Origin of the sequence: Streptomyces sp. NBC_00203 (assembly GCF_045206325.1) — a bacterium.
GTDB lineage: Bacteria > Actinomycetota > Actinomycetes > Streptomycetales > Streptomycetaceae > Streptomyces > Streptomyces lutosisoli.
Window position 1 is genome coordinate 8,902,121 of the sequence record NZ_CP108126.1, and the last position, 12,326, is coordinate 8,914,446.

Below are 12,326 nucleotides of genomic sequence, written 5' to 3' on the forward strand. Positions count from 1 at the left end.
GGACCGTACGGATCAGGTGAGTTCGAGGCGGTAAGCGTGCCCAGCCGTACGCCAGGAGTGATCCCGCACGCAGTCAGGATGTGTTCAGACTCCGGCTGCCAGGGTCGGGCCTCATGACTGAGACTTCTGAGACGTCCGGGGCGTATCTCCGCACCGAGGCCGCCCCCGGCCACCGCCTGCGCTGGAACAAGGTTCCCGAGGTCACCGCGTTCTTCTGGATCATCAAGGTGCTGTGCACGACGGTCGGCGAGACCGCGGCGGACCTTCTGAACGAGAAGCTGAACATGGGCCTGACCGGCGTGTCGCTGCTGATGAGCGCGCTGCTGGTGGTGGTCCTCGTCGTCCAGTTCCGTACGAAGGTCTACAAGGCCGGCGTCTACTGGCTCGCCGTGGCCCTGATCAGCGTCGTCGGCACGCTGATCAGTGACAACCTCACCGACAACCTGGGCGTGCCGCTGGAGACCAGCACCGCCGTGTTCGCCGTCGCCCTCGCCGTGGTCTTCTTCGTCTGGTACCGCCGTGAGCGGACCCTGTCGATCCACAGCATCGACACGACCGCCCGCGAGGCCTACTACTGGCTGGCGGTGCTGTTCACCTTCGCGCTGGGCACCGCGGCCGGTGACCTCGTCGCCGAGAAGATGGCTCTCGGCTACTGGGTGTCCGCCGTCCTGTTCGGCCTCGCCATCGCCGCGGTCGCCGTCGCGCACTTCGCGCTCGGCCTGAACGCCGTACTCAGCTTCTGGATCGCGTACATCCTCACCCGGCCGCTGGGCGCCTCCGTCGGCGACTACCTGTCGCAGCCGACCGGCGACGGCGGCCTGGGCTTCGGCACCGTGATCACCAGCGTGCTGTTCCTCTCGGTCATCCTCGGCCTGGTCGTGTACCTCTCGGTGACCCGCCGGGACGTCACCGACGCCGACCGGCTCACCCCGCGGGAAGGCTGACCACGAACGTCGCGCCCGAGGTGTGCCGCTCGTCGTGGTGCACCTCGCCGCCGGCGGAGCGGGCCAGGCGTCGCGCGAGCGGCAGCCCGAGGCCCGCTCCGCCGTGTCCGTCCCCGGGATCGGCGCGGCGCCCCGGCTGGAAGAGCTCCGCCGTAAACGACGCGGGTACTCCGGAACCGTCGTCCTTGACCTCGACGCTTACGCCGCCCGGGTGGGCGCGGGCCCGGATCTCCACCCGGGTGTGCGCGTGCCGCAGCGCGTTGTCGAGCAGGGGGCTGACGATGCGCTCCAGGAGGGCGTCCGGCACCCCGGCCGACAGTGCGCTGTCCCGCCCGGTGACGACGACCTTCACCTTCACCTTCTCCGCCTTCTCCGTCTTCGCCGCGCGGTCCGCGAGCCGTCTCAGCACAGGCAGCACGTCGGTCGTGCCAGGGGCGGAGGCCGCGCTGTCGCGGGCTTCGTCCAGCAGCGTGTCGCAGATCGTGCGCATGGACTGGGCGGCGTCGGCGATGGCCTCGTGCGTGGTCCGGGTGTCGGCGGCGGAACGGGGTCGGGCCTGCCACCAGTCGAGCTCGGCGATGATCCGGGCGAGCGGATTGCGCAGCTCGTGCGACAGCTCCCGGGTGAGCTGCTGCTCGTGCCGCAGCAACGCGCGGATACGGTCCAGGAGCGCGTCCAGCGATCCGCCCAGCTGGGCGAGTTCGGTGGGCCGGGCCACGCTCCCGAAGCGTTCCTCGGAGGCTATGGCGCTCCACTGGGTGGCGTGCTCGGTCATGGTGCGCACGGGACGCAGCGCGCGCCCCACCGCCAGGCGCGTCAGCGCGTACGTACAGGCCAGCATGACGGCGTCGAGCGCGAGCGACGCGAGGAGCAGGGCCTCGGCCGAGCTGCGGTAGGGGGACAGGTCCAGCGCGGTGACGACGGTCGCGGCGCCCTGGTCGCCGGGCACCGGCCGTGAGCACAGCCGGACCGCGCCGTGGGCGTGAGCGGTGACGCAGTGCGGGCCCGTGCGCGCGGCCAGCTGGTCGGCGGCGCGGGTCAGCGGGCCGGTGGCGGTGGCGGACGGGGGCTTTTCGAGGAGCCGGTCGCCCGCGTAGATCCATACGTTCGTGTCGAGGAGTTCCTCGCCCGGCGTCTCCAGCACCCGCACCTTGGGACCGCTGGCATCGATGGTCGCGGCGACGGCGGCGCCCCGCGTACGCAGTTCGTCGTCCGCCTGGTGCTGAAGGTGGCGCTGGACGACGGTGTTGAACGCGACGGTGAGGATCACCATCAGCAGCGTGGCGGTGGTCAGCGCGACCAGGGAGAGCCGGCCCCGCAGGGTGCGCGGCCACGACCGGGAGACGAACGCCCTCATGACAGGCGGTGCCCGATACCGCGCGCGGTGGTCACGGTCAGCTCGCTGCCGCTGTCCCGGAGCTTGCGGCGCAGCCGGGTCAGATACTGGTCGAGCGTGTTGTCACTGACCTGGGCGCCCTCGGGCCAGCCCGCCCTGATCAGCTCCCGTCTGCGCACGATGTCCCCGGACGCCGCCATGAGCGCCGCCAGCAGCCGGAACTCGGTGGGAGTCAGGCCGACCCGGGTGCCCTGGACGGTCAGGCTGTGCCCGACCGGATCCAGGATCAGATCACCGGTCGTCGCGGTCGGGACGGAGCCGGTGCGCTTGAGGGCCGCCCGCAGCCGGGCGGCCAGCTCGGTGAGATGGAACGGCTTGGGCAGATAGTCGTCGCCTCCGGCCGAGAAGCCCGCCAGCCGGTCCGTGAGGTGGTGATGGGCCGTCAGGAAGATGACGGGGGAGAGGAAGCCGCCCGCCCGGAGCGCCTGGCACACATCGCGCCCGTCCGCGTCGGGCAGCCCGACGTCGAGCACGGCCGCGTCGACGTCGTCCCCGGCCAGCCGCAGCGCGGTCGCGCCGTCCTGCGCGGGCACGGTGTCGAAATCCTCGTCCCGCAGTCCGCGCAACAGGACGTCACGCAGGGCGTGATCGTCCTCGACGACCAGGATCCGGTGCCGCATGCCCCTCCCTCACCTTTTCTCGTACGGCGTTGCCTCGGCGAGTTGTGGCGCGACCAGCAGGGGCCTCAGCCGCGATCCCGTGAGGCGGTGCGCCAGCGTCTCGGGGACCCGCCGCAGCGCCGCCGTCAGCAGCATCGCGATCAGCGTGCCGACCAGGACCCCGGCCACCACATCGTGCGGGTAGTGCACGCCCACCCAGACGCGCGACACGGCCATCGCGCAGGCGGCCACCATCGCGACGGTGCCGAGGCGGCGGGAGACGAAGAGCAGGGCGACGGCGGCCGCGGCGGCGATGACCGCGTGATTGCTCGGGAACGACCAGTCGCCCGGCGCCGGACACGCCTCCAGCGTCTTCACCCGCAGGCTCTGACAGGGCCGGTCCTCGCGCACCAGCATCTTGAACACCGAGTTCACCGCGTACGCCACGACCACGACCACCGGCACGGCGAGCGCGCTCAGCGCGGCCCCGGCGCTCACCCGCCGCGCCTGCCACCAGCCCAGGAGCATGAACACGGCGAACAGCCCGAGCCCGTACGTCGACCAGGCGGACACCAGGCTGTCCAGCCACGAGGGGGAGTCCTGGGCGAGGTCCACCACATACGTGTAGGCGGAGCCGTCGATCGAGGAGCCGTCGAACGCGAGGATCATCCCTGGACCCCCTTCTCCGCGGCGGTGGCCCGGCGGGAGCGGTAGAGCTCGGCGGCGAGCGGGAGCAGGGACACGACGACGATCAGGGCGATCATCGGGAGCAGATACCGGTCGACGTTCGGGATCGAGGAGCCCAGTGCGTATCCGCCGAGTGTGAGGCCAAGGCTCCAGACGAGTCCGCCGATCACCTGCCAGAGGGTGAAGGTCCGCACGGGCACGTGCAGCGCGCCCGCCATGGGGTTCAGGACCGTACGCACCACGGGGACGAAGCGGGCCAGCACGATCGCCTTCGCATGGCCGTAGCGCTCCAGCAGCTCTTCGGCGCGCTGGGCCCCCGCGTGCAGCCGGGGCGAGCCGCTGCGCGCGAGCAGGGCGCCGCCGGCCTTCCGTCCGAGCAGGTAACCGCACTGCGAGCCGGCCAGCGCGCCCACCGCGGCGGCGACCAGGAGCGGGCCAAGGGACAGCTTCAGGCCGCCGTGACCGGACCCGGTGCACAGCAGGCCCGCCGTGAACAGCAGGGAGTCACCCGGCAGGAAGAAGCCGATCAGCAGGCCGGTCTCCGCGAACATCACGACACCGACGCCCAGCACACCGAAGGCGGCGAGCAGGGACTGCGCGCTGAGAACATTCACGGCGAGCTGTGACGCTGCGAACATGGATGCGGCCATTGTCGCGGGCCCTCTCATACTGGACGGGCGGGTACGGTCGACACGTACCCGAGTGACTACAATCCTGTAGACGGTCTACTGAACTGTAGACGATGGCGGGGTGAGGATCGTTCCCATGACCAGCGCGAAGGACGAACGCCGACCGGCGGGCGAGCTCGAGGCCAGCGTGATGGCCGCTCTCTGGGCCGCCGGGGCACCGATCACGCCCGGGCGTGTGCAGCTGGAGCTGGACTCGGGTCTGGCGCGTACGACGGTGACGACGATCCTGTCCCGGCTGCACGAGAAGGGCATCGTCGGCCGCGAGCGGCAGGGCCGGGGCTACGCGTACTTCCCCATCCAGGACCCGCACGGTCTCACCGCCCGGCGCATGCACAGCGAACTCGACCGGGACGACGACCGCGAGACGGCCCTGGCCCGGTTCGTCGCCCAGCTCAGTCCCGACGACGAGCGCCTGCTGCGCGATCTGCTGGAACCGGGTGAGGCATGACGGCTCTGCTGCTGATCCCGCTGCTGGTGCCCTTCGCGGTGCCGGCGCTGGCCCGCCGCTGCCTCGGCCGTCTCGCACCCGTGACCGCGCTGTGGACGCTGACGCTCGCCGTCGTGGTGCTCGCCGGAGCCTCCGTGGCCGCGCTGGGCGCGCTGCTTCTGACCGGCCTGTTCAAACTGCCGGTCTTCGCGGGCCTCGGCGATCTCGTCCACCCCCTGCGCACCGCCTCGGACCTGGTCGTCCTGCCCGCGGCGGCGGCCGCCACCGGCGCGCTCACCATCGGAGCCTGGACCCTCGGGCGTTCGGCCCTGCGCCAGCTCCGCGCCTTCCGCACCGCCCGCACCGAGGCCGACCGCCGCCCCGCCGCGGGTGACCTGTGCGTCATCGAGTCACCGCACCCGGACGCGTACGCCCTGCCGGGCCGCCCGCACCGGATCGTCGTCACCACCGCGATGCTCCGCAGCCTCGGCGCCGACGAACGCGAGGCGCTCTTCGCTCACGAGCGGGCCCACAACGCGGGCGGCCACCACCGCTTCCTCCTCGCGGCCGAACTCGCCGCCCACTGCCACCCCGGCCTGCGCCCGGTCCGCCCGGTCATCGCGCTCGCCGCCGAGCGCGCCGCCGACGAGGCCGCCGCCGTCGCGGTGGGGGACCGGCGCCTGACCGCCCGCGCCATCGCCCGCGCCGCCCTGGCCACCACGGCGTCCCATTCCACCCGCCCCGACTTCGCCCCCGCGGCCACCTCGGGCCCCGTACCCCAACGCGTCGCGGCCCTCCTCGCTTCCCCGCCCCGCCGCCACCGCGCCGCCCCCTGGATCGCCCTACTCCTCGCCACCTGCGCGGCCGCCTCCGCCGGAGCCTCGGCGACCGGCATCCTCGCCTTCCATCACGAGGTAGAGATCGCCCAGGGCGAAGAAACCCCCTGACGCCTCAAGCTGACGGCTCCGCGGGGATCGCGGGGCGCAGCCCCGCTCTTAAGGGGCGCGAGGAACTGCGCGAGCAACCCCCACAGCCCCGCACCCAGACAAACAACGCCGACCCACCCCCACCCAAGGGGCGCGAGGAACTGCGCGAGCAACCCCCACCCACCCGCACCCGACACACAGCCCCCACCCACCCCACGGGGTCTGGGGCGGAGCCCCAGGAACGGGATGGGACGGGTAGGGGCGGCGGGGGCGAAAAACCCCGCGGGGCTAGATGCGGCCCCGCCGCCCCCCTCCCGCACGGCTCCCCAACACACCGCCCACAACCGCCCCGCCCGCGAGCACCACCGCGAGCACCCCGAACCCGTACGCCAATGTCCCCACCGTGGCGACCACCGCAACCAGCAACGGCCCACCCGCATCCCCCAGTTCACGCCCCAGCTCAGCGGCACCCATCGTCTGCCCGAGCCGCTCCCGAGGAGTACCGCCCGCCAGCGCGGCAAAACCCAGCGGAGTGATCAGCCCCGTGCCGACGCCGATCAGCGCGGCCGCGAGCAGAACGCCCGTCAGCCCGGGCAGCATCGCGCAGACGAGCCCCGCGGCGGCGGTCAGCAGCCCGGCACCGATCCCCACGCGGGCGGTCAGCCGGCCCGCGTCCAACGCCCGCCCGGCGCACGGCTGGACCACCGCCGCACAGGCCGCCAGGACCGACACCGCGGCACCGGTCGCCACCGTGCCGAGCCCCACCGCCGCCCCGGAGACGGGCAGGAACCCCACCCCCACGGACAGCGCGGCCGTCGCACCCGCGAGCGCCGCCGTCGGGGTGAGAAACGCGGGATCGGCCAGCCGGCGGGCCAGGTCGAGCACGGTCTGCCGGGTACGCGGCAGCGGCGGCACGCGCGGCACGGAGAACAGCGCCCATACGGCGACGACCGCGCCCAGCACGGTGAGCACGCCGAACAGCAGCCGCAGCCCGCCGGCCCACACGAGCACACCGCCCAGCAGCGGCCCGAGCGTGTAGCCGATGGACTTGTAGAAGCCGTAACTCCCGTACGCCCGCCCGTGCCCCGCCGCCGGACTGAGGCGGGCGACCAGCGCGGAGGCCGCCGGCGAGAACGCGGAGGCCGCCGCGCCCTGACCGAGCCGGGCCGCCCACAGCAGGCCGGGCCGGTCCACCACGACGTACAGCGCGGACGCGGCGGCGAAGGCGACAAGCCCGCCGAGCAGCACGGGCCGGGCGCCGACCCGGTCGGCGAGCGTGCCGAACACCGGCTTCAGCAGCACCTCGGCCCCGTCGTAGAGGGCGAGCAGTCCGCCCAGGACGAGGAGCGAGGTGACCCGGTCCTCGGAGCGCCCGCCCAGGTTCGCGGCGATGCCGTGCGCCCCGAACGCGGTGGTGAACCCGGCGGCGTACAGCGGCCACATCTGCCGCGCGGGCGCCGCCGCCGTCACCTCACTCGGGCGCGTCACTGAGGCCGAGCCGCAGATGCTCCACGTGGAAGACCGCCTGGTCGAGGAGTTGGGCGACATGGTGGTCGTGAAGCGCGTACACCACCGAGCGGCCGCTCCGCTCGCCGACGACCAGGCCCAGGTTGCGCAGCAGACGCAGCTGATGCGAGCAGGCGGACTGCTCCATGCCCACCGCCGCGGCCAACTCCGTGGCCGGGAGCGGTCCTTCGCGCAGCCGGGCGAGGATCAGCAGGCGGGAGGGGGTCGACAGGGCCTGGAGCGTGGTGGCCACCTTCGCGACGTTGGCCGCGTCCAGACGTACACGCGGGGTGGCGTCCTGCGCGGCGGTGACGGCTCCATGACCCATGGGCGGTATCTTACCCACCGTGCATGAAGATATGAATGAGTCTTCATGTGTTCCTGTATGGTCTCCGCGTGACTCCCACTCTCGCCCCGCCACCCGTCACCGAGCCCCCCGCCCCGGCGCCCCCGCGCCGCCGCACGCGCCTCCTCGCGCTGCCCGAGGCCCGCTGGGCGCTCCTCGCGACCGTCGCCTTCCTGCTCGCACTCCCGCCGCACCTCGGCGGCGCGCCGGGGTGGACGTACGGCCCGCTCTACGCGATCGCGTACGCCGCCGGAGGCTGGGAGCCCGCCCTCGAAGGGCTGCGGGCGCTGCGCGAGAAGACCCTGGACGTCGACCTGCTGATGATCGTCGCGGCGCTGGGCGCGGCCGCGATCGGGCAAGTCCTGGACGGTGCCCTGCTGATCGTCATCTTCGCCACCTCCGGAGCCCTGGAGGCCCTCGCCACCGCCCGTACCGCCGACTCCGTACGGGGTCTGCTCGACCTCGCGCCGACGACCGCGACCCGGCTGACGGACGCGGGCGAGGAGACCGTGGCGACTTTCGAACTCGCCCTGGGAGACGTGCTGTTGATCCGCCCGGGGGAGCGGATCGGCGCCGACGGGCAGGTCCTGGACGGGGTGAGCGAGGCCGACCAGGCGACCATCACCGGTGAACCGCTGCCGGTCGTCAAGCGCCCCGGCGACGAGGTCTTCGCGGGCACGCTCAACGGCACCGGCGCGCTGCGTGTCCGCGTCGAGCGCGACCCCGGCGACTCGGTGATCGCCCGGATCGTCACCCTCGTCGAGGAGGCCTCCCGCACCAAGGCGCCGACGCAGCTGTTCATCGAGAAGGTCGAACAGCGGTACGCGGTGGGCGTGGTGGCCGCCACCCTCGCCGTCTTCGCCGTGCCGCTCGCCTTCGGGGCGGACCTCACCGGCGCGCTGCTGCGGGCGATGACCTTCATGATCGTCGCCTCGCCGTGCGCGGTGGTGCTGGCCACCATGCCGCCGCTGCTCTCCGCCATCGCCACCGCCGGACGGCACGGAGTCCTGGTCAAGTCGGCCCTCGCCATGGAACGCCTCGGCGAGATCGACATGGCCGCGCTCGACAAGACCGGCACGCTCACCGAGGGCGCGCCCGAGTTGACGGCTGTCCGTCCGGCGCCGGGCTCGGGCCTGGACGAGGACGCCCTGCTGGCCCTGGCGGCCGCCGCCGAGCACGCCAGCGAACATCCGCTCGCCCGCGCGATCGTCTCCGCCGCCCGGTCCCGTGGCCTGCGCCTGGCGCCCGCCGACGCCTTCACGGCGCGGCCGGGGCACGGCGTCACCGCCACGGTCGACGGCCACGCCGTCAGGGTCGGCCGCCCGGCCGCGCACCCCCACACCGGCGACGGCACGGTCGTCCTCGTGGAACGCGACGGCACCCCCGTCGGCACCCTCACCCTCACCGACCGCCTCCGCCCCGACGCCCCCGCAGTCGTCTCCGCGCTCGCCGCCCTGACCGGCACCACACCCGCGCTGCTCACCGGCGACAACCCGCGCGCCGCCGCCCAGGTGGCCACCGCCACCGGCATCACCGACGTACGCGCCGGTCTCCTCCCGCAGGACAAGGTCGAGGCCGTACTCCAACTCGCCCACCGCAAGGTGCTGTTCGTCGGCGACGGAGTCAACGACGCCCCCGCCCTGGCCGCCGCCCACGCCGGGATCGCGATGGGCCGCGCCGGGTCCGACCTCGCCCTGGAGACCGCCGACGCCGTCGTCGTCCGCGACGAGCTGGCCGCCATCCCCGCGGTCGTACGTCTCTCCCGTGCCGCCCGCCGCCTGGTCGCCCAGAACCTGGTCGTCGCCGGTACGTTCATCACGGCCCTGGTCCTGTGGGACCTCCTCGGCCACCTTCCGCTCCCGCTCGGCGTCGCGGGCCACGAGGGCTCCACCGTCCTGGTCGGCCTGAACGGACTGCGGCTGCTGCGGGAATCCGCGTGGCGGAAAATGGACGCCGGCTAGCCGCAGGCAGCGCCACGTACATGTCGTATTCTCGCCAGCCCCGTCCTCGCGTGTGTCCGATGCTTGAGACATGCAGAACGCGATGCACACGGACACCGAGCGCTGCGTGCGCGCCGTCCAGTCGAAGGACGCGCGCTTCGACGGATGGTTCTTCACCGCGGTGCTGACCACCAGGATCTACTGCCGGCCCAGCTGCCCGGTCGTGCCGCCGAAGCCGGAGAACATGACGTTCCTCCCGAGCGCGGCCGCCTGCCAGCAGGCCGGATTCCGGGCCTGCAAGCGCTGCCGCCCGGACACCAGCCCCGGCTCACCCGAGTGGAACCAGCGAGCCGACCTGGTGGCCCGCGCGATGCGCCTGATCGGCGACGGCGTGGTGGACCGCGAGGGCGTGCCGGGCCTGGCCACCCGGCTCGGCTACAGCACCCGCCAGATCGAACGGCAGCTACTGGCCGAGCTGGGCGCGGGACCGCTGGCGCTCGCCCGGGCCCAGCGCGCCCAGACCGCGCGGCTGCTCATCGAGACCACCGCGCTCCCGATGGCGGAGATCGCCTTCGCGGCCGGGTTCTCCTCCATCCGCACCTTCAACGACACCGTGCGCGAGGTCTTCGCACTGTCGCCGAGCGAGCTGCGCACCCGCGTGCCCAGGAAGCGGGCGGCGGGTATCGCGGGAGCGGGCGCGCCGGGGGTTCTGAGCCTCCGGCTCCCCTTCCGCGCCCCCCTCAACCCCGACAACCTGTTCGGCCACCTCGCGGCGACCGCCGTACCCGGCGTCGAGGAGTGGCGCGACGGGGCGTACCGGCGCACCCTGCGCCTGCCCTACGGCCACGGGATCGCCGCGCTCACCCCGAACGCCGACCACGTCGCCTGCCGCCTCAGCCTCAGCGACCTGCGCGACCTGCCCGTCGCGATCAGCCGCTGCCGCCGCATGCTCGACCTGGACGCCGACCCGGTCGCGGTCGACGGCCAGCTGCGCACCGACCCGCTGCTCGCCCCGCTCGTCGACAAGGCGCCGGGCCGCCGGGTGCCGCGTACGGTCGACGAGGCCGAGTTCGCCGTACGAGCCGTGCTGGGCCAGCAGGTCTCCACGGCCGCGGCCCGCACCCACGCGGCCCGCCTGGTCACCGCGCACGGCGAACCGGTCGAGGACCCGGAGGGCGGCCTCACCCACCTCTTCCCGTCCTCCGAGGCGCTCGCCGCACTCGACCCCGAGTCGCTCGCGATGCCGCACACCCGCCGCACCACGTTCACCACGCTCGTACGCCAACTCGCGGACGGCACTCTCCACTTGGGCGTGGAGAGTGACTGGGCCGAGGCCCGCGCCCGACTGCTGGCGCTGCCCGGTTTCGGCCCCTGGACGGTCGACGTCATCGCGATGCGCGCCCTCGGCGACCCCGACGCCTTCCTCCCCACCGACCTCGGAATCCGGCGCGCCGCCCAGGAGTTGGGCCTGCCCTCGACCCCGGCCGCGCTCACCGCACGCGCGGCAGCGTGGCGGCCGTGGCGGGCGTACGCGGTCCAGTACCTGTGGGCGACGGACAGCCACCCGATCAACTTCCTCCCGGTATGAGCCCGTTGGGCCGAAATTCATTCAAGGACACAGGACACTCAGTGAAACAGCACACGGTCATCGACAGCCCCTACGGCCCCCTCACCCTCGTCGCCGACGACGGCGTCCTGTGCGGCCTCTACATGGTCGGCCAGCGCCACCGTCCGCCGGAGGAGAACTTCGGCGAGCGCGACGACAGCCTCTTCGACGAGGCGGAAGCCCAGCTGAAGGCCTACTTCGCGGGCGAGTCGAAGGACTTCACCCTCGAACTGCGGATGGCCGGCACGCCCTTCCAGCGCAGTGTCTGGGACCAACTGCGCCGGATTCCCTACGGCGAGACCCGCTCGTACGGTGAACTGGCCGAAGCCCTGGGCAACGTGGGCGCCTCCCGCGCGGTCGGCCTCGCCAACGGCAAGAACCCCATCGGCATCATCGTCCCCTGCCACCGCGTGGTCGGCGCCAACGGCAGCCTCACGGGATACGGCGGCGGCCTGGACCGCAAGAAGCGGCTGCTGGACTTCGAAAGCGGAGCGGCTCTCTTCTAAGCGGTCTCCCCTAGACCGCTTAGCTGTTGCCCAGCCCGAGCAGAAGCTTGGGCAACGCCGTGCCGATCGGCTCCCGTAGGACCTCGTCGGCGCGGTCGTCGTACGGTGTCGGCTCGGCGTTGACGATGATCAGGCGGGCCCCGTGGTCGGCGGCGACACCGGCAAGCCCGGCGGCGGGCTGCACCTGCAGACTGCTTCCGACGGCGATGAACACCTGGCAGGCCTTGGTGATGGCAACGGCCTCGCCGAGGACGACGGGGTCGAGCCGCTCCCCGAACATGACGGTCGCCGACTTGAGGATGCCGCCGCACTCCAGACACGGCGGGTCCACCTCACCGGCCTCGACCCGCGCGAGGGCGTCCTCCATCGGTCCCCGAGCATGGCACTTGGTGCAGACGAAACTCCTTGCGGTGCCATGCAGTTCGAGCACCTTCCGCGCCGGCATCCCGGCGAGCTGATGCAGCCCGTCCACGTTCTGCGTGATCACCCGCACCGGCACTCCGGACCGCTCCAGCTCGGCCACGGCCCGGTGCGCGGCGTTCGGCTCCGCCTGAAGCGCGCGGTTCTTGCGCCGCATCTGCCACGAGCGGCGCCGGATCTCCGGATCGCCCATGTAGTAGTCGTACGCGACGAGCTTCTCGGCCTCCGGGTCGCGCCGCCACAGCCCGTTGGGGCCGCGGTAGTCCGGGATTCCGGAATCGGTGGAGATACCGGCGCCGCTCAGAATGGCGACGAGGGGCTTGGTCATGGGACT

At 72.9% G+C, this 12,326-nt stretch carries 13 protein-coding genes; 6 read left to right on the forward strand and 7 right to left on the reverse strand.

Annotated features, from left to right (window positions below; genetic code table 11):
* Window positions 1-113 precede the first annotated feature (113 nt).
* Window positions 114-944: a hypothetical protein gene (locus OG975_RS39555; RefSeq protein WP_406334346.1), complete on the forward strand. Its 831-nt coding sequence runs from the start codon at window positions 114-116 to the stop codon at window positions 942-944.
* Here the strand turns inward: OG975_RS39555 and OG975_RS39560 are convergent.
* Genes OG975_RS39560 through OG975_RS39575 form a run of 4 tightly spaced genes read right to left on the reverse strand, consistent with a single transcriptional unit; the run spans window position 925 to window position 4,264 of the window.
* Window positions 925-2,301, reverse strand: a complete 1,377-nt coding sequence (locus OG975_RS39560; protein ID WP_406334348.1) for a sensor histidine kinase — start codon at window positions 2,299-2,301, stop codon at window positions 925-927. The two genes, OG975_RS39555 and OG975_RS39560, sit on opposite strands and share 20 nt — an antisense overlap.
* A complete protein-coding gene (locus OG975_RS39565) occupies window positions 2,298-2,960 on the reverse strand; it encodes a response regulator transcription factor (protein WP_406334350.1) in 663 nt (220 codons plus the stop codon). Before OG975_RS39565 ends, OG975_RS39560 begins: the two co-directional genes overlap by 4 nt.
* Before the next feature lie 9 nt (window positions 2,961-2,969).
* Window positions 2,970-3,608 (reverse strand): phosphatase PAP2 family protein, encoded by a 639-nt coding sequence (locus OG975_RS39570; RefSeq protein ID WP_406334352.1) that lies wholly within the window; start codon window positions 3,606-3,608, stop codon window positions 2,970-2,972.
* On the reverse strand, window positions 3,605-4,264 hold the full coding sequence (locus OG975_RS39575; RefSeq protein WP_406334354.1) for a DedA family protein: 660 nt from the start codon (window positions 4,262-4,264) through the stop codon (window positions 3,605-3,607). Before OG975_RS39575 ends, OG975_RS39570 begins: the two co-directional genes overlap by 4 nt.
* A gap of 127 nt (window positions 4,265-4,391) precedes the next feature.
* Between OG975_RS39575 and OG975_RS39580 the strand changes: the two genes are divergently transcribed.
* Together OG975_RS39580 and OG975_RS39585 are read left to right on the forward strand one after the other, a co-directional pair.
* Window positions 4,392-4,763: a BlaI/MecI/CopY family transcriptional regulator gene (locus tag OG975_RS39580; protein ID WP_406334356.1), complete on the forward strand. Its 372-nt coding sequence runs from the start codon at window positions 4,392-4,394 to the stop codon at window positions 4,761-4,763.
* Window positions 4,760-5,689 carry a M48 family metalloprotease gene (locus OG975_RS39585; protein ID WP_406334358.1) on the forward strand — a complete coding sequence of 310 codons (930 nt, stop codon included), beginning with the start codon at window positions 4,760-4,762 and terminating at the stop codon, window positions 5,687-5,689. Before OG975_RS39580 ends, OG975_RS39585 begins: the two co-directional genes overlap by 4 nt.
* Before the next feature lie 267 nt (window positions 5,690-5,956).
* Here OG975_RS39585 and OG975_RS39590 read toward each other — a convergent pair whose 3' ends face one another.
* Together OG975_RS39590 and OG975_RS39595 are read right to left on the reverse strand one after the other, a co-directional pair.
* On the reverse strand, window positions 5,957-7,111 hold the full coding sequence (locus OG975_RS39590; protein ID WP_406336674.1) for an MFS transporter: 1,155 nt from the start codon (window positions 7,109-7,111) through the stop codon (window positions 5,957-5,959).
* Window positions 7,112-7,139: 28 nt separating this feature from the next.
* Window positions 7,140-7,502, reverse strand: a complete 363-nt coding sequence (locus OG975_RS39595; RefSeq protein WP_406334360.1) for an ArsR/SmtB family transcription factor — start codon at window positions 7,500-7,502, stop codon at window positions 7,140-7,142.
* Window positions 7,503-7,537: 35 nt separating this feature from the next.
* Between OG975_RS39595 and OG975_RS39600 the strand changes: the two genes are divergently transcribed.
* From OG975_RS39600 to OG975_RS39610, 3 genes are all read left to right on the forward strand, one after another.
* Window positions 7,538-9,481: a heavy metal translocating P-type ATPase gene (locus OG975_RS39600; RefSeq protein ID WP_406334362.1), complete on the forward strand. Its 1,944-nt coding sequence runs from the start codon at window positions 7,538-7,540 to the stop codon at window positions 9,479-9,481.
* Window positions 9,482-9,551: 70 nt separating this feature from the next.
* Window positions 9,552-11,048, forward strand: a complete 1,497-nt coding sequence (locus OG975_RS39605; RefSeq protein WP_406334364.1) for an AlkA N-terminal domain-containing protein — start codon at window positions 9,552-9,554, stop codon at window positions 11,046-11,048.
* A 41-nt stretch (window positions 11,049-11,089) separates the two neighbouring features.
* The gene (locus OG975_RS39610; RefSeq protein ID WP_406334366.1) at window positions 11,090-11,572 is read left to right on the forward strand and encodes a methylated-DNA--[protein]-cysteine S-methyltransferase; all 483 of its coding nucleotides are present in this window, start codon (window positions 11,090-11,092) and stop codon (window positions 11,570-11,572) included.
* Between the two features lie 19 nt (window positions 11,573-11,591).
* Here the strand turns inward: OG975_RS39610 and OG975_RS39615 are convergent, their stop codons facing one another.
* Window positions 11,592-12,320, reverse strand: a complete 729-nt coding sequence (locus OG975_RS39615) for an SIR2 family NAD-dependent protein deacylase (protein ID WP_406334368.1) — start codon at window positions 12,318-12,320, stop codon at window positions 11,592-11,594.
* Window positions 12,321-12,326: the final 6 nt, after the last annotated feature.